The 15,384-nt window shown below is 66.5% G+C and carries 14 protein-coding genes; 3 read left to right on the top strand and 11 right to left on the bottom strand.

Annotation, left to right across the window (positions count from 1 at the left end):
* Positions 1-2: 2 nt before the first annotated feature.
* The 5 genes from ACFPTO_RS02520 to ACFPTO_RS02500 form a co-directional block, all read right to left on the bottom strand.
* Positions 3-668 carry a site-2 protease family protein gene (locus tag ACFPTO_RS02520; protein ID WP_377709234.1) on the bottom strand — a complete coding sequence of 222 codons (666 nt, stop codon included), beginning with the start codon at positions 666-668 and terminating at the stop codon, positions 3-5.
* 115 nt (positions 669-783) lie between these two features.
* On the bottom strand, positions 784-1,419 hold the full coding sequence (locus ACFPTO_RS02515; RefSeq protein WP_296654957.1) for an L-threonylcarbamoyladenylate synthase: 636 nt from the start codon (positions 1,417-1,419) through the stop codon (positions 784-786).
* A gap of 139 nt (positions 1,420-1,558) precedes the next feature.
* On the bottom strand, positions 1,559-2,389 hold the full coding sequence (locus ACFPTO_RS02510; protein WP_377709403.1) for a PHP domain-containing protein: 831 nt from the start codon (positions 2,387-2,389) through the stop codon (positions 1,559-1,561).
* A 136-nt stretch (positions 2,390-2,525) separates the two neighbouring features.
* A complete protein-coding gene (locus ACFPTO_RS02505; RefSeq protein ID WP_377709232.1) occupies positions 2,526-3,410 on the bottom strand; it encodes an alpha/beta fold hydrolase in 885 nt (294 codons plus the stop codon).
* A gap of 84 nt (positions 3,411-3,494) precedes the next feature.
* Positions 3,495-4,385, bottom strand: coding sequence for a ferritin-like domain-containing protein (locus ACFPTO_RS02500; RefSeq protein ID WP_377709402.1), 891 nt, complete (start codon positions 4,383-4,385; stop codon positions 3,495-3,497).
* Positions 4,386-4,585: 200 nt separating this feature from the next.
* Here ACFPTO_RS02500 and ACFPTO_RS02495 point away from each other — a divergent pair, with 200 nt between their 5' ends.
* The 3 genes from ACFPTO_RS02495 to ACFPTO_RS02485 all read left to right on the top strand — a co-directional run bounded on the left by ACFPTO_RS02495 (position 4,586) and on the right by ACFPTO_RS02485 (position 6,696).
* A complete protein-coding gene (locus tag ACFPTO_RS02495) occupies positions 4,586-5,110 on the top strand; it encodes a gamma carbonic anhydrase family protein (protein ID WP_377709231.1) in 525 nt (174 codons plus the stop codon).
* Positions 5,111-5,163: 53 nt separating this feature from the next.
* Entirely contained in the window at positions 5,164-6,126 is a 963-nt protein-coding gene (hslO, locus tag ACFPTO_RS02490; protein ID WP_377709229.1) for an Hsp33 family molecular chaperone HslO, read from the top strand.
* Between the two features lie 213 nt (positions 6,127-6,339).
* Positions 6,340-6,696: a hypothetical protein gene (locus ACFPTO_RS02485; protein ID WP_377709401.1), complete on the top strand. Its 357-nt coding sequence runs from the start codon at positions 6,340-6,342 to the stop codon at positions 6,694-6,696.
* 90 nt (positions 6,697-6,786) lie between these two features.
* Here ACFPTO_RS02485 and ftsB read toward each other — a convergent pair whose 3' ends face one another.
* From ftsB to ACFPTO_RS02455, 6 genes are all read right to left on the bottom strand, one after another.
* The gene (ftsB, locus tag ACFPTO_RS02480; RefSeq protein ID WP_377709227.1) at positions 6,787-7,245 is read right to left on the bottom strand and encodes a cell division protein FtsB; all 459 of its coding nucleotides are present in this window, start codon (positions 7,243-7,245) and stop codon (positions 6,787-6,789) included.
* Positions 7,246-7,358: 113 nt separating this feature from the next.
* The gene (gene eno / locus ACFPTO_RS02475; protein ID WP_293045379.1) at positions 7,359-8,642 is read right to left on the bottom strand and encodes a phosphopyruvate hydratase; all 1,284 of its coding nucleotides are present in this window, start codon (positions 8,640-8,642) and stop codon (positions 7,359-7,361) included.
* A gap of 441 nt (positions 8,643-9,083) precedes the next feature.
* Positions 9,084-9,938, bottom strand: coding sequence for a 3-deoxy-8-phosphooctulonate synthase (gene kdsA / locus ACFPTO_RS02470; RefSeq protein ID WP_296654976.1), 855 nt, complete (start codon positions 9,936-9,938; stop codon positions 9,084-9,086).
* Positions 9,935-11,596: a CTP synthase gene (locus ACFPTO_RS02465; protein ID WP_377709226.1), complete on the bottom strand. Its 1,662-nt coding sequence runs from the start codon at positions 11,594-11,596 to the stop codon at positions 9,935-9,937. Before ACFPTO_RS02465 ends, kdsA begins: the two co-directional genes overlap by 4 nt.
* A 215-nt stretch (positions 11,597-11,811) precedes the next feature.
* Positions 11,812-12,615 (bottom strand): alpha/beta fold hydrolase, encoded by an 804-nt coding sequence (locus ACFPTO_RS02460; protein WP_377709225.1) that lies wholly within the window; start codon positions 12,613-12,615, stop codon positions 11,812-11,814.
* 33 nt (positions 12,616-12,648) lie between these two features.
* Entirely contained in the window at positions 12,649-15,327 is a 2,679-nt protein-coding gene (locus ACFPTO_RS02455) for a DNA internalization-related competence protein ComEC/Rec2 (protein ID WP_377709399.1), read from the bottom strand.
* Positions 15,328-15,384: the final 57 nt, after the last annotated feature.

Here is a 15,384-nt window from a genome sequence, read left to right as displayed (position 1 = left end):
TGTTATGAAAAGAGCGACATAAGTGGAGTAAGGATGACCGTGACCACGTCGTAGCCGAAGCTCACGAGCGGACGCAGCCAGAATCGTGTAAATACGCCGGTCACGAGCAGCGCCATCACGATGATGAAACCATAGGGCTCGAGCCGCGAGAGCGCAATGCTCGCGCGCGTCGGCAACAGTGCCGCGAGAACCCGGCCGCCGTCGAGCGGCGGCAGCGGAAAGAGGTTGAGCACGCCGAGCACGAGATTCACGCCGACGCCGGCCTGCGCCATGCGCGTGAAGAACGGCTCGTCGATGCCGAGCGCCAGCAGCGCGACACTAACGACGCCCCACACGAGCGCCTGGACGAAATTGCAGCCCGGTCCGGCCGCCGCGACCCAGAGCGTGCCCCAGCGCGGATTGCGCAGATTGCCGAACGAAATCGGCACGGGCTTGGCGTAGCCGAACACGAACGCGCCGCTCGTGAGGAAATAGAGGATCAGCGGCATCGCGATCGTTCCGATCGGATCGATATGGCGCATCGGATTGATCGAGACGCGGCCGAGGACATACGCCGTGTTGTCGCCGAGCGCGCGCGCGACATAGCCGTGCGCGGCCTCGTGCAGCGTGATGGCGAAGATGACTGGAAGGGCGTAGACGGCGATCGTCTGTATCAGTGAAGCATCCATGGCGCGGTATTGTATCAATGCCCCGGGGCGCGGCCCGGGCGGTCAAGCGATGGCGTAGCGATCGCGAAAGCGGCGATGGGTGGCGAGTGGTGACGCATGGTGACGAACCCGCGCCTCAGGCCTCCTGTTCGAGGCCGAACGGCGCGAGGCTGCCGCGCCCCGCGCGCACGAGCACCGGCTCGCGGCCCGTGAGATCGATGACCGTCGAAGGCTCGCACGGGCATGCGCCGCCGTCGATCACCAGATCGAGCTGTTTTTCGAGCCGCTCGCGGATCTCCTCGGGTTCGTTGAGCGGCTCGGTGTCGGGCGGCAGGATCAGCGTCGTCGCGAGCAGCGGCTCGCCAAGCTCTTCGAGAATCCCGAGCGGAATCGCATGGCCCGGCACGCGCAGCCCGATCGTCTTGCGTGACGGATGCGAAAGCCGCCGCGGCACTTCTTTCGTGGCCTGCAGCACGAACACATACGGTCCCGGCGTCACCGACTTGATGAGCCGGTACTGCTGGTTATCCACCATCGCGAAATTCGCCAGCTCGGACAGATCCCGCACCATCAGCGAGAGCAGCGCCCGCTCGTCCAGCCCGCGAATCCGGCGCAGACGCTCGGCGGCGTGCTTGTCGTCGATGCGGGCCGCCAGCGCGTAGCTCGAATCGGTGGGCAGCGCGATCAGGCCGCCCTCGCGGACGATCTGCGCGGCCTGTTTGAGCAGGCGCGGCTGCGGATTATCGGGGTGAAGCCGAAAGTACTGGGACATGGGCTCGATCAGCTATCAGGGGACTAAACGCGGAAGCAGCGCCGACATATCGTACGACACTGCGGTACGACAGCGGTACGACACCGCGACACGTTCCGGTGCGACGGCGGGCCAAGGTTGCGGGCCGCGCAAGCGCGGCCTACAGCCATCGTTCCCAGACTGGCCTGAGATCGGAGGGAAGCGGCGGCAGGCTGCCGGGCGCGATCGAATCGGGTCCGGGCGCATGGAAGTCCGATCCGCGCGACGCCTCGAAGCCGAAACGGCGCGCGACGGCGGCGTACTCGGCGTATTGATCCGGCGTGTGGCTGCCGGTGACGACCTCGATGGCCTTGCCGCCCCGGTCGATGAACTCGCCGAAGAACGTATCGAATTCCAGCGGCGTGTAGAGGTAGCGGCCCGGATGCGCGACGACGGCCTCGCCGCCCGCCGCCTTGATCCACGAAACGGCGTCGCCGAGCTTCGCCCAGCGGTGCCCGATATAGCCGGGCTTGCCCTCGCCGAGCCAGCGCGAAAACGCGTCCTGGGTGTTCTTCGCGCGACCCGACTCGACGAGAAAACGTGCGAAGTGGGTGCGCGAGATCAGATCGGGATTGGAGACGTAGCGCAGCGCGCCCTCATAGGCGTCGGCGATACCGAGTTCGCCGAGCCGCTCGCCGATCGCAACCGCGCGCGCGGCGCGGCCGTTGCGCGTTTGCACGAGTCCTTCCACGAGTGCGGGACAGTCGGGATCGACGTTCAAGCCGACGATGTGCACGGTGCGCGACGCCCACGTCACCGAGATCTCGACGCCGCACAGATAGCGCATGCCGAGCGCCTCGGCCGCGGCACGCGCCTCGCGCTGGCCGCCGACCTCGTCGTGGTCGGTGAGCGCCCACAGCGTCACGCCGCCCGATTGCGCCAGCCGGGCGACGGCGGCGGGGGCCATCTGGCCGTCCGAGACGGTGGAGTGACAGTGCAGATCGGCGTTCATTGCTAGCATGAAAAAGTCAGACGTCGATTCTACTGCAATGCAGTGACGCCGTCCGGGCGCGGCCGACGCGGTGCGCGCCACCGGTCGCCGACGTCATGAGGAACGCATCGGCAGCAAGCGATTCCCGGTCTCGCCGCTACGCGCAGAACGCTTCGATCAGCCGGGCGATCTGCTCGGGCTGGTCGTGGTGGATCATGTGCCCGGCATCGTCGACGATGCGCTCGCGCCAGTCGGGGAACGCCTCGAATCGCGCCTTGAATTCGCCGATCGGCACGGCGCCCGCCAGCCGCGCGAGCGTTTCGGAGTGGGCCGCTTCGACGTGCAGCACCTTGGCGCTCACGTGCGACCAGATCGCCATCACCTCGTCGATGCGGTAAAGAAGCGGGCTGCGCATCTTGTGCGCCGCATCGGCGAGCAACAGGTAGCCGCCTTCGCCATCCGGCCTCGACCAGTGCTGCGCGAGAAAGCGCGCGCGCGGCGCGGCGAGCCGGGGATTCGTCTTCACGAGGCGCGCGGCCACTTCGCCGAGCGACGCATAGCGGCGCATCGTGGGCGGCTCGCGCAATTCGTCGAGCCACGCGCGCACGCGCCTCGGTGCCTCAGCGGCGGCCGGCGAAGGCATGCCGAATCCTTCCAGATCGACCACGCGGCGCACGCGCTGCGGCCGCACGCCCGCATAGAGGCACGCGATGTTCGCGCCCATGCTGTGGCCGACGAGGTTGACCGCGCCCGTCGGCGCGTAGCGATCGAGCAGCACGTCCAGATCGGCGAGGTAGTCGTAAAACCAGTAGCCGCCGCCGCCCTGCTCCGCGACCGGCCAGTCCGAGAGGCCGAAGCCGCGCATGTCGGGCGCGATGACCTGCCAGTCGCCGCCCAGCGCATCGACGACGAACTGGAACGACGCCGCGACGTCCATCCAGCCGTGCAGCATGAAGAGGACCGGCGCGTCGGCAGCGCCCCAGCACCGCGCATGCAGCCGGATGCCATTGACTTCAACGAATTCGGATCGGGAAACGTTCATGCGCGCAGGTGGAAGATGCCGGTTAAAAAGAATGGTCGTTCGATTATATCGACAGATGCTGACCCGCATCTGACTGCACCCTTATTATTCGCCGCCGCCTTCGCGCAGCCGCGCATCCGCTGTGGCCGGTTCCGGCGCAGCCTGGGCCGCGAGCGTGTCGAGTTCCGCGTCGTCGAAACCCGCCGAGCGGCGCGCCTCGAAATTGAACGGCCCGCGCATCTTCGGCGCGCGGTACTGCTGCGCGAGCGTGAGCCACGCCGCATGTGGATCGAGTCCGCGCGCGGCGCACAGGTAGCGGAACCAGCGATTGCCGATGCGCACGTGCCCCACCTCGTCGCGCAGGATCACATCGAGCACCGCCGCCGACTGATCGTCGCCAGCCTGCTTCAGGCGTGCGCGGATCGGCGGCGCAGCATCGAGCCCGCGCGCCTCCAGCACGCGCGGCACGAGCGCCATGCGCGCGAGGACATCGTCGCGGGTGCGCTCGCACATCTCCCACAGGCCGTTATGGGCCGGAAAATCGCCATAGGCGTGACCGTAGTCCGCAAGGCGCGCGCCGAGCAGCGAGAAGTGAAAGGCTTCCTCGGCAGCGACCGTCAGCCAGTCGGCGTAGAACGCGTCGGGCAGGCCGGGGAAACGCCAGACGGCGTCGAGTGCGAGATTGATCGCGTTGAATTCGATGTGCGCGAGCGCGTGCAGCAGGACCACGCGGCCTTGCGGCGTGCTCATGCTGCGCCGCTCCAGCTGGCGCGGCTCGACCAGCACAGGGCGAGCGGGACGCCCCGGCAGGTCCGTGGGCACGTCGATTTCGTGCTGGGCATCCCAGTGCAATATGCCATTCGACACACCGTCCCGCACGAGCGCATGGAGCGCCTGCACGGCTTCGGCTTTCGCGCCGGGATCGCGCTCGCGCAGCGCATCGAGCGCGGCAAGACGCCAGTTATCGCGCACGCCGGTACGTTCGGCGGACGGCATGGAATCGACTGAAGCAATGGAAGTCATCGGGAACGAACGAGAAAGCGCAGAAGTAGTCCGGATCGCGGCGCCGCCCGGCATGTCAGGCGGTCTGCGCGCGACCGTTTACAATACGCGATTCACCTGCCGTGCGCCCTGCCCCTGACACAACAGCGCCGCAACCGCACCGCAGCCCCCCCGGACTCAGGAGACGCAACACCGTGGCCATCTACAAGCTTGGCGAAGCCGCACCCACTATTCACGAAAGCGTGTTCGTCGCGGACAACGCGACCGTCATCGGCAAGGTCACCCTGGCCGGGAACGCGAGCGTCTGGTTCGGCGCGACGCTGCGCGGCGACAACGAGCCGATCACGGTCGGCGAGCGCACCAATATCCAGGAAGGCGCAGTGCTGCACACGGATCCCGGCTACCCGCTCACGCTCGAAGCGAACGTGACGGTGGGCCACCAGGCCATGCTGCACGGCTGCACGGTGAAGGAAGGCGCGCTCATCGGGATTCAGGCCGTGGTCTTGAATGGCGCGGTGATCGGCCGCAACTGTCTGGTTGGCGCGGGCGCGGTGGTCACCGAGGGCAAGGTGTTCCCCGACAACTCGCTGATTCTCGGCGCACCGGCGAAAGTGGTGCGCGAACTCACCGAGGCCGACATCGCGGGCCTCAAGCGCAACGCGGACGTGTACGACAAGCGTCGCGAATATTTCAAGGCGCAGCTCGTGCGCATCGGCTAGGCCCGTCTGTCCATGCGCGCCGCGCCGTATGAATCGAAACGAAGGAAAAGATTGTGAACGACCAGTTGCAGAAATTCTTGTTCAGCGCCGCCCCGGTGCGCGGTGAGATCGTCTCCCTGCGCAGTACGTGGCAAGAGGTGCTCACGCGCCGTCAATATCCCGCGCCGGTGCAGACCGTGCTCGGCGAGATGATGGCTGCATGCGCGCTGCTGTCGGCCAATCTGAAGTTCGACGGCACGCTGATCATGCAGATTTTCGGCGACGGTCCCGTACGCATGCTGGTCGTGCAGTGCGCCTCGGATCTCTCGATGCGCGCGACCGCGCGGCTCGCCGACGGCCTCACGGCAGACAACGCCGCTGCGCTGCCCGGCGACATGACGATCGCCGACCTCATCAACGTGAGCGGCAATGCCCGCTGCGTGATCACGCTCGACCCGGCCAGCAAGCAGCCGGGCCAGCAGCCGTATCAGGGCATCGTGCCGCTGAACGGCACGGACGGCCCGCTCCATTCGATTTCCGAGGTCCTCGAACACTACATGCATCACTCGGAGCAACTCGACACGCGCATGTGGCTCGCGGCCAATGGCGAGCGCGCGGTCGGCGTGATGCTGCAGAAGCTGCCCGGCGACGGCGGTATCGTGCCGCACGCAGGCGAACTCGACACCGATACGTGGGACCGCGTCTGCACGCTCGGCGGCACGCTGTCACGCGCCGAACTGCTCGAACAGGAGCCCGAGGTGCTGTTCCGCCGCCTCTTCTGGCAGGAGAACGTGCACCACTTCGAACCCGCTCAGACGCGCTTCCAGTGCACCTGCTCGCGCGAGAAGGTCGGCGCGATGCTGAAGATGCTCGGGCGCGGCGAGGTGGACGGCGTGATCGAGGAACGCGGCCACGTCGAGATTCACTGCGACTACTGCAACCAGCGCTACGAGTTCGATCCCGTGGACGTGGCGCAACTTTTCGCGGCGCATGGCCTCTCGGAAGGCATTGCGCCCGCAGCGGAGCGGCGCCACTAAGCGCTGCGCCGATCATCGGGGAACGTGCTGCCGTACCGGCGGCAGCGCGTGCGATGGCAGCGGGATCAGGCTGAAATTCGAGCTGAAATCCGGATGCCCGGCATGCGTATGATTTGCTTAAGCATCCGACGGATGGAGAAGAGCATGAGCGGGAAAAACAGCCGCGACAATCTGTGGCGCAACATGCAGCCACGCGTCTTGGCAATCGCGACGATGATGGTACTCGGCACGGGCGTTGCATTGACAAGCGGCTGCGTGATGGCCCCGCCAGGGCCGTCGCCGATCCTGAGCCGGCTCAGCCCCGCGCAGTCGGGTGTGTCCGCGACCGCGCATCCGCTCACGCCCGCGGAACGTGCGCGCTACGACGCCATCGACCGCCAGGCGCTCGCCGACCAGGAGCGCGCGATAGCCGCCGAAGCAGCCGCGCAGGCCTGGGTGCGCACCGTTGCGCCGCCCGTCACGATGTATGGCGGCTACTATAGCGGCGGCTGGAGTTATGGCTACCCAGGCTGGGGCTATGGCTACCCAGGCTGGGGCTATGGCTACCCGGGCTGGGGATGGGGCAGGTGAACCGAGAGCAGAAAGCAAAAAAGCGCGGCTGACGAACTGACTGCCGCGCTTTTTCGTTGAATCCACAGGTGCCGGACAATCCGGCGACACTCAGGTCCGCCCGGCTTTTTTCTTCGCGTCAGCCTTCCTGGTTTCCGCCTTCTTCGCTTCCTTCCCGCGCCCACGCTTCTTTTCGGGCACGCGCGACACGGGGTTCGGCACGACCTTCACGGGCGCATCCGACATCACGCCGCGCGTCGACGTATTCGACGACGCGCTGGGCGCGGGCGGCGGCTGGTTCGGCGAGACGAACTGCACGAACACCTCGCCGTCCTTCACCATACCCATTTCGTAGCGCGCGCGCTCTTCGACAGCGGCAGTCCCGTTCTGAAGATCCTGCACTTCGCCCGCAATGCGGTCGTTGCGCGTTTTCGCGTCGTCGTTCTGCTTGAGCTGCTGGGCGAGTTGCCCCTGAATTTCGTGCACGCGCAGCCACCCGCCCCGTCCCCACCAGAGCGGGTACTGGACCAGCGCCAGCAGAATGATCAGGACGACAGTGACAAGCCGCATGAAGGAAGCCGGATAAATACACGCCGCCCCGCGCAGAACGCGGGGCGGCGAAGACACGAGCCGAAGGATGACAGCAAGGCTGTTACCAGCGTGCTCTGCGTATCAATACACCATCAGCGCAGATTGTAGAACGCCGACTTGCCCGGATAGGTTGCGATATCGCCGAGATCTTCCTCGATACGCAGCAGCTGGTTGTATTTCGAGATGCGGTCGCTGCGCGACAGCGAGCCGGTCTTGATCTGTCCGGCGTTCAGGCCGACGGCGATGTCCGCGATCGTCGAGTCTTCGGTTTCGCCCGAGCGGTGCGAGATCACGGCCGTGTAGCCCGCGCGCTTGGCCATTTCGATTGCCGCGAAGGTTTCCGTCAGCGTGCCGATCTGGTTGATCTTGATGAGGATCGAGTTCGCGATGCCCTTCTCGATGCCCTCTTTCAGGATGCGCGTGTTGGTGACGAACAGGTCGTCGCCGACAAGCTGGATCTTCTTGCCGAGCTTGTCGGTCAGCAGCTTCCAGCCGGCCCAGTCGCTCTCGTGCATGCCGTCTTCGATCGAGACGATCGGGAACTTGTCGGCGAGCGTTGCGAGGTAGTCGCTGAATTCCGCCGACGACAGTTGCAGGCCTTCGCCCGCCAGCTGGTACTTGCCGTCGTGGTAGAACTCGCTGGCCGCGCAGTCGAGCGCGAGCAGCACGTCTTCGCCTGCGCGGTAGCCGGCCTTCTCGATGGCTTGCAGGATGGTCGACAGGCATTCGTCATTGCTGCCGAAGTTCGGCGCGAAGCCGCCTTCGTCGCCGACTGCCGTGCTCATGCCGCGATCCGAGAGGATCTTCTTGAGAGCGTGGAACACTTCCGCGCCGCAACGCAGCGCTTCGCGGAAGGTCGGCTGGCTCACCGGCACGATCATGAATTCCTGGATGTCGAGGCTGTTGTTCGCGTGCGCGCCGCCGTTGACGATGTTCATCATCGGCACCGGCAGTTGCATCGCGCCCGAGCCGCCGAAGTAGCGGTACAGCGGCAGGCCGGCTTCTTCAGCGGCAGCCTTCGCGACGGCCATCGAAACGGCCAGCATCGCGTTCGCGCCGAGGCGCGACTTGTTGTCGGTGCCGTCGAGTTCGAGCAGGGTCTTGTCGAGGAAAGCCTGTTCCGAAGCGTCGAGGCCCATGATCGCCTCGGAGATTTCCGTGTTGATGTGCTCGACCGCCTTCAGCACGCCCTTACCGTTGTAGCGGCCGGCTTCGCCGTCGCGCAGCTCGATCGCTTCGCGCGAGCCCGTCGACGCACCCGACGGCACTGCCGCGCGGCCCATCGTGCCCGATTCGAGCAGCACGTCGCATTCGACGGTGGGGTTGCCGCGAGAATCGAGAATCTCTCGACCGATGATATCTACGATTGCACTCATGGTTTCCTCAGGAAATGACAGTAATTCTTGCGCGACCGGCGCCGCCGGCATGGATCCGCAAGGCGCAGCTTCTGCGCGTACGGAATGCCCTGTCGCGTGGGACAGGCGGCGCGGGGTCTGGTTCAACTTGTGCAGCGCGCCGGTCGCGTTTTCTCTGCGACCGCCCTGCTGCCACGCTGCCTTGCTGCCTTGCTCTTCAAACGCGGCATGCCGACGAACGTTGCGCACAGCGTGGCGCACTCTTTGGCGCCGCTGCGCGGCCGTTCGTGCGCCGCGTTTCTCCTCCATCGCGCCGCCTATGCATCCAAAGCGGCGCGCACTACGTCACTGCACGTATTGACACCAATGCGGACACAAATGCTGTCGCAAATGATGACGCAAAACCACGCGCAACCGGGCGCAATTACAAGTAACCACAAGTAACTGCGCCCGGTTGCGTAATCAGTTGAAATCGCTTTCGAGGAACGGCGCGCGCTTGACCGCCTGGTCGAGCGTCACGAGCGTTTCGAGCAAGTCTGCCATGCGGTTGAGCGGCACGGCGTTCGGACCGTCCGATTTCGCCTCCGAAGGCTTCGGATGCGTCTCCATGAAGAGACCCGCCACGCCCGTCGCCACCGCCGCGCGCGCGAGCACCGGCACGAATTCGCGCTGGCCGCCCGAGCTCGTGCCCTGCCCGCCCGGCAGTTGCACCGAGTGAGTCGCATCGAACACGACCGGCGCGCCGGTCTCGCGCATGATCGCAAGCGAGCGCATGTCCGAGACGAGGTTGTTGTAGCCGAACGAAACGCCGCGTTCGCACGCCATGAAGCGGTCTTCGGAGAGACCCGCTTCACGTGCGGCGTCGCGCGCCTTGTCGATGACATTCTTCATGTCATGCGGCGCGAGGAACTGGCCTTTCTTGATGTTGACCGGCTTGCCCGAGCGCGCGCACGCGTGGATGAAGTCGGTCTGGCGGCACAGGAACGCGGGCGTTTGCAGCACGTCCACGACCGAGGCCACGGGCCCGATCTCTTCTTCGGTGTGCACGTCGGTCAGCACGGGCAGACCGAGCTGGCGCTTCACTTCGGACAGGATGCGCAGGCCCTCGTCCATCCCGAGGCCGCGAAACGACTTGCCGCTCGAGCGATTGGCCTTGTCGTACGACGACTTGTAGATGAACGGAATGCCGAGCTTCTCCGTGATTTCCTTCAGGCGGCCGGCGGTGTCGATCGTCATCTGTTCGGATTCGACGACACACGTGCCCGCGATCAGGAAAAACGGGCTGGACAGGCCAACCTCGAAACCGCACAGATTCATGCTTTCTCCTCGACGCGCGCGAGCTGGTGCGCGAGCGCCGCTTCCACATACGCCTTGAAGAGCGGATGGCCGTCGCGCGGCGTGGACGTGAATTCGGGGTGGAACTGGACGCCGACGAACCACGGGTGCATCTCGCGCGACAGCTCCATCATCTCCGGCAGATCTTCGGTCGGCGTGCGGGCGCTGATGACGAGGCCGCCTGCTTCGAGCTTGGGCACGTAACCGTTGTTGACTTCATAACGGTGACGGTGACGCTCGTTCACGTCCTTGCCGTAGATCTGCGACGCGAGCGTGCCGGGCTTGATCGGGCAGCGCTGCGAACCGAGGCGCATCGTGCCGCCGAGATCCGAGTTTTCGCTGCGCTTCTCGACCTTGCCTTCGCGATCGGCCCATTCCGTGATGAGAGCGACCACGCGGTCGGGCGTATCCGGGTTGAACTCCGTGCTGTTCGCGTGGGCGAGGCCCACCACGTCGCGCGCGAACTCGATCACCGCGAGCTGCATGCCGAGGCAGATGCCGAGATACGGCACCTTCGCCTCGCGGGCGTAGCGGATCGCCTTGATCTTGCCTTCGGTGCCGCGACGGCCGAAGCCGCCCGGCACGAGGATCGCGTCGAGGTGCTTGAGGCTGTCCACGCCCTCTTCGTCGATCTGTTCGGAATCGATGTACTCGATGTTCACCTTCGTCGACGTCTTGATCGACGCGTGACGCAGCGCTTCGATGAGCGACTTGTACGACTCGGTCAGATCGACGTACTTGCCGACCATGCCGATCGTGACTTCGTGCTTCGGATGTCCGAGCTTCTCGACCATCTCCGCCCACATCGACAGATCGGCGGGCTTCGGGGAGAGCTTGAGTTCTTCGCAGACGATCGAGTCGAGCCCCTGGTCGTACAGCATCTGCGGAATCTTGTAGATGCTGTCCGCGTCCCAGACCGAGATCACGGCGTCCTGCGGCACGTTCGAGAAGAGCGAGATCTTCTGGCGCTCGTCGTCCGGAATCGGACGGTCGGCGCGGCACAGCAGCACGTTCGGATAGATACCGATTTCGCGCAGCTTCTGCACGCTGTGCTGCGTGGGCTTGGTCTTCAGTTCGCCCGCCGTCGCGATGAACGGCACGAGCGTGAGGTGCACGAAGCACGCGCTGTTGCGGCCGAGGCGCAGGCTCATCTGGCGCACGGCTTCGAGGAACGGCAGCGATTCGATGTCGCCCACCGTGCCGCCGATCTCGACGATCGCGACATCGGGCTCGCCGCACGTCGCGGATGCCGCGCCGCGCTCGACGAATGCCTGGATCTCGTTCGTGATGTGCGGGATGACCTGCACGGTCTTGCCCAGATAATCGCCGCGGCGCTCCTTGCGGATCACCGATTCGTAGATCTGGCCCGTGGTGAAGTTGTTGGCCTTGCGCATCTTCGTGCTGATGAAGCGCTCATAGTGGCCGAGGTCGAGGTCGGTTTCCGCTCCGTCTTCCGTCACGAACACTTCGCCGTGCTGAAACGGGCTCATCGTGCCGGGGTCGACGTTGATGTAGGGATCGAGCTTGAGGAGGGTGACTTTGAGACCGCGCGATTCGAGAATCGCGGCGAGGGAGGCGGCGGCAATACCCTTGCCAAGGGACGAAACTACGCCGCCGGTGACGAAAACATATTTGGTCATCGCTGAATGCTCGCGGGAAAAACGGATTATACCGTAAAGGCAGGGCTAACCCTGCTTTTCGCGCGAGCCGCGCGAACCGCGATCAAGGCGGGATATCGCACGCCCGTTCGGGAGCGCGGCGCGGCCTCGGCGGCCTGCTGCCGCGTTGCTCGCGCACGCCCGCATGAACCCCACGCGCACCATGAACGCGCGGCCTCGAGCCGCATCAGGTCGCCTCAGGCGCCGTCGCCCATCGCGAAAAGGAGGCGCTGCACGGCGCGGGCCGTTTCGATAGGACGCTCCATCGGGTAAAGGTGGCTGCCCTCGATCCATTCGAAGCGCTCGCCCGCGACGCGCCGCGTCGCATCGAGCCCGACCTGCCGTATCTCCCGCGACTTCGTACCGGCGATGAAGCCGACCGGCACGGGCGAGCCGTGGACGAGGCGCGTGCCGAGCGTGTGCGGCAGCGTGCGATAGATCAAATACTCGGTGCGGCGATCGAACGCGAGCGTGCGCGTGCCGTCCGCCGCAGTCTGCGGAATGCCGAAGTCGACATAGTCTGACAGCACGCGTTCGTCCCAGCGCGCGAACGCGGGCTTCGCGTGGAAGTGCTGCCAGGCCTCGTCGCGGCTCCCCCAGCTCGTGCGCCGATTGCGCGTGGCCGCGGCGGGCGAAAGGTGTTCGTCGAGCCCCGCCCACTGCGACATCCTGAGCATGCTGCTGCGCCATCCCGCGATCACCGGCGAATCGAGCATCACCACCCCGCGCACCCACTGCGGCCGCCTGAGCGCCGCCATCAGCGAAAGATAGCCGCCGAGCGAATGGCCGACGAGCCACACCGGATGCTCATAGTTGCGCTCGATGTCCTCCAGCAGCTGCTCGACGAGATGCGGCCAGTCGCGCGTGACCGGAAAGCGGGTGTCGTGCCCGATGCGCTCGATATAGCGCAACGCGTGGCCGTCGCCGAGTTCGGCGAACAGCGTGCGATAAGTCGAGGCCGGAAAACCGTTCGCGTGGGAAAAGTGAATGACGTTCTTCAAAGGCTCGTTGTCTCCGTGCTGTTATGTCTGCGGTTATATCGGCTCTATGTCCGGTACATCCATCCAGTAGCGGCGTTGCGTGTCGATAAAGCGCTCGACTGCGAGATCGCCCAGCCGGGCCTCGATGCGCACCGCGCCGTCGATGTCGCTGCGCGCGAGGACGATGTCGCGCATGGCGTAGCGCGCGTACACGCCGGGATGCGGATGGTGAAAGCGGTTCAGGTAGCCTACCTGAAAAATGGCGACGAGCGGCCAGACAGAGTCGAGGAACGGCTCGGTCGACGACGTGCGGCTGCCGTGATGCGGCACGACGAGCACTTGCGCGCGCAGGCGATCGGGCGCGCGGGCGACGAGCGTGCGTTCGGTGGCCGCTTCGATATCGGCGGCAAGCAGCGCGGCCGTCGCCTCTCCGGGTTCCGTGGTCGAAACCCGCAGCACGCAACTGTGCGCATTCGGCTTGCGCACGAGCGGCCCGGCGTCCGGCCAGAGCATTTCGAAGTCGACGCCATCCCAGCGCCAGCGCTGGCCCGCCGCGCATTGCACGACTTGCGCGCCGGTTCGCCGTGCGCTCGCCAGTAACGGATGTTCCGGCCTGATGCCGGCGACGAACTGGCTCACCGCGATCGCGTCGAGCACGGCCTGCGCGCCGCCCGAATGATCGGAGTCGTCGTGGCTGACGATCAGCATGTCGAGGCGCTCGACGCCGTGCGCATGCAGATACGGCACCACGATGCGCTCACCGGCGTGAGTCGACTCCGGCCCCGGTCCAGCGTCGAAGAGCAGCGCGTGGCGGGCGGTTTGCACGAGCACCGATGTGCCCTGTCCGATATCGAGCGCCGTGAGGCGAAACGTACCGACTGGCGGCCCCGCAGGCGCCGGAACCAGCAGCGGCAGCCACATGAACGGCGCGATCCAGCGCAGCGGCCAGCCGCGCGGCGCGAGGCACCACGCGACGCCCAATGCCGCGCAGGTGAGCGCCCATGCGTGCGGTTGCGGCAGGCGCAACACGGCCCACGGCACGCTTTCGAACCGGCCCAGCACGACGGCAAGCACTTTGAGCAACGCGTGCGCCGCGCGCAACGCGAATGCATCGAGCGGCGGCGCAATCGCGACGCTCACGAGCACGGCGGGCGTCACGAGCGCGCTGACGATGGGAATGGCGAGCGCGTTCGCGAACGGGCCAACCAGCGGGATCTGCGCGAACCAGTATGCGGTGAGCGGCGCGAGCGCGATCGTCACGGCCCATTGCACGCGTGCGCCTCCCGTCAGTCGGCTCATCAACCGGTTCACCACTCCGCGCGCGGCACCGGCGAGACGCGCGAGGAAGCGGCGCTTGCGTGTCGCATCCGGCGGCACGGACGCCACATCATTTGCCGGATAGACGAGTTCCGGCACATCATCCGGACGGTTGTCCCGACGAGCGCCAGGCACTCCTGTCACGACGAAGAGGATCGCCGCCACGGCGCAGAACGAGAGCCAGAATCCCGCCGCCGTCACAGCCCACGGATCGCGGAGCAGCACGAGCCCGAGCGCCCACGCGAGCACCTGCGAACGCGCCACGTTGCGCCCGGCAAGCAGCGCGGCAGCGGCCACCGCCAGCATCCACAACGCGCGTTGGACCGGCACATTGAAGCCCGCGAGCGCAGCATGAACCGCCGCGGCGCATACCGCACCCACCACGGCGACTTTCTGGGCGGGGACGATCAGCGGCACCTCAATTCCACGCCAGCGCGCACGCCGCCAGAGCGCACCCGCCGCCCAGCCAGCAAGCCCCGCGACGAATGCAAGATGCAGTCCCGAAATGGCCACGAGGTGGCTCGTGCCGGTGTTGCGCAGCAGACGCCAGTCGGCAGCGCTCACGGCGTCCTGCGCGCCGGTCGCGAGCGCCACGACGATGCCGCGATGCGACTTGCCCGCCAGCACGCCGTCGATCCGTGCGCGCACCGCCGCGCGCCAGCGCTCGATCGCCGTGCCGATGCCACCCGCGTCACCGGGCAGTCGCAGCGCGCGCAGCGGTTCGCTCACATAGCCGGTCGCGCGGACACCGCGTGCGAGCAGCGCAGCTTCGGCATCGCGCAGGCCGAAGTTGCGCTCGCCGTGCGGACGCTTCAGGCGCACCGGCAAGCGCCAGCGCGCGCCGGGCACGAGCGGCGGCAGCGGCGCATCGCGCGCGACCCACGTGAGCTGGATCGTACGGGGAAGCGCGGCGTCCGCATCCGGTGCGCCCCACGACTGCACCGTGAAGAGAAAACGTGCCCTGCCTTCGGCGTGAGACGGCAGCGCCGCGACATAGCCCGTGACGTCGATATCGCGCTTCTCCCAGGCCGCGGGCAATGCGACGGCGAGGCGAAGTTGCGCACGGTACGCCGCGTAGCCAAAGCCGATGCAGGCCGCCGCGAACCATACGGCCAGCCAGCCGCTCCAGCGCCGCCAGCGCCGCCTGCAACCGTAGTGCTGGCCCGCCAGCGAGCGCGCGCAGCACGCGTCCGCATCATCCGGACGAACACGCTCAGGCAAAACATCATGCAGATCGTTGAGCCGACCGCGCCCGCAGTCCTCCGCGTCGGCCAGCGCCCGTGCCGTCAGTGCCGCCCAGGCGACGGCCGCCAGCGTCGCAACGACGAGCAAGGCCCAGCCGTCGCGCCCAGGCAGCGCTGCCTGCTGCTGAAGAAAGAGCACGCCGAGTGCAAATCCGCCCCACACCGCCCGCATCGGAACCCCTCGCATCGAGGCGGCGCGAACCATATAAACGGTGCGAACGACAAGAAC

It is taken from the genome of Paraburkholderia denitrificans, from assembly GCF_042655705.1.
Taxonomy (GTDB): Bacteria; Pseudomonadota; Gammaproteobacteria; order Burkholderiales; family Burkholderiaceae; genus Paraburkholderia; species Paraburkholderia denitrificans.
The sequence above is the reverse complement of the archived record's forward strand: the minus strand, read 5'-3'. Positions and strand labels throughout refer to the sequence as shown.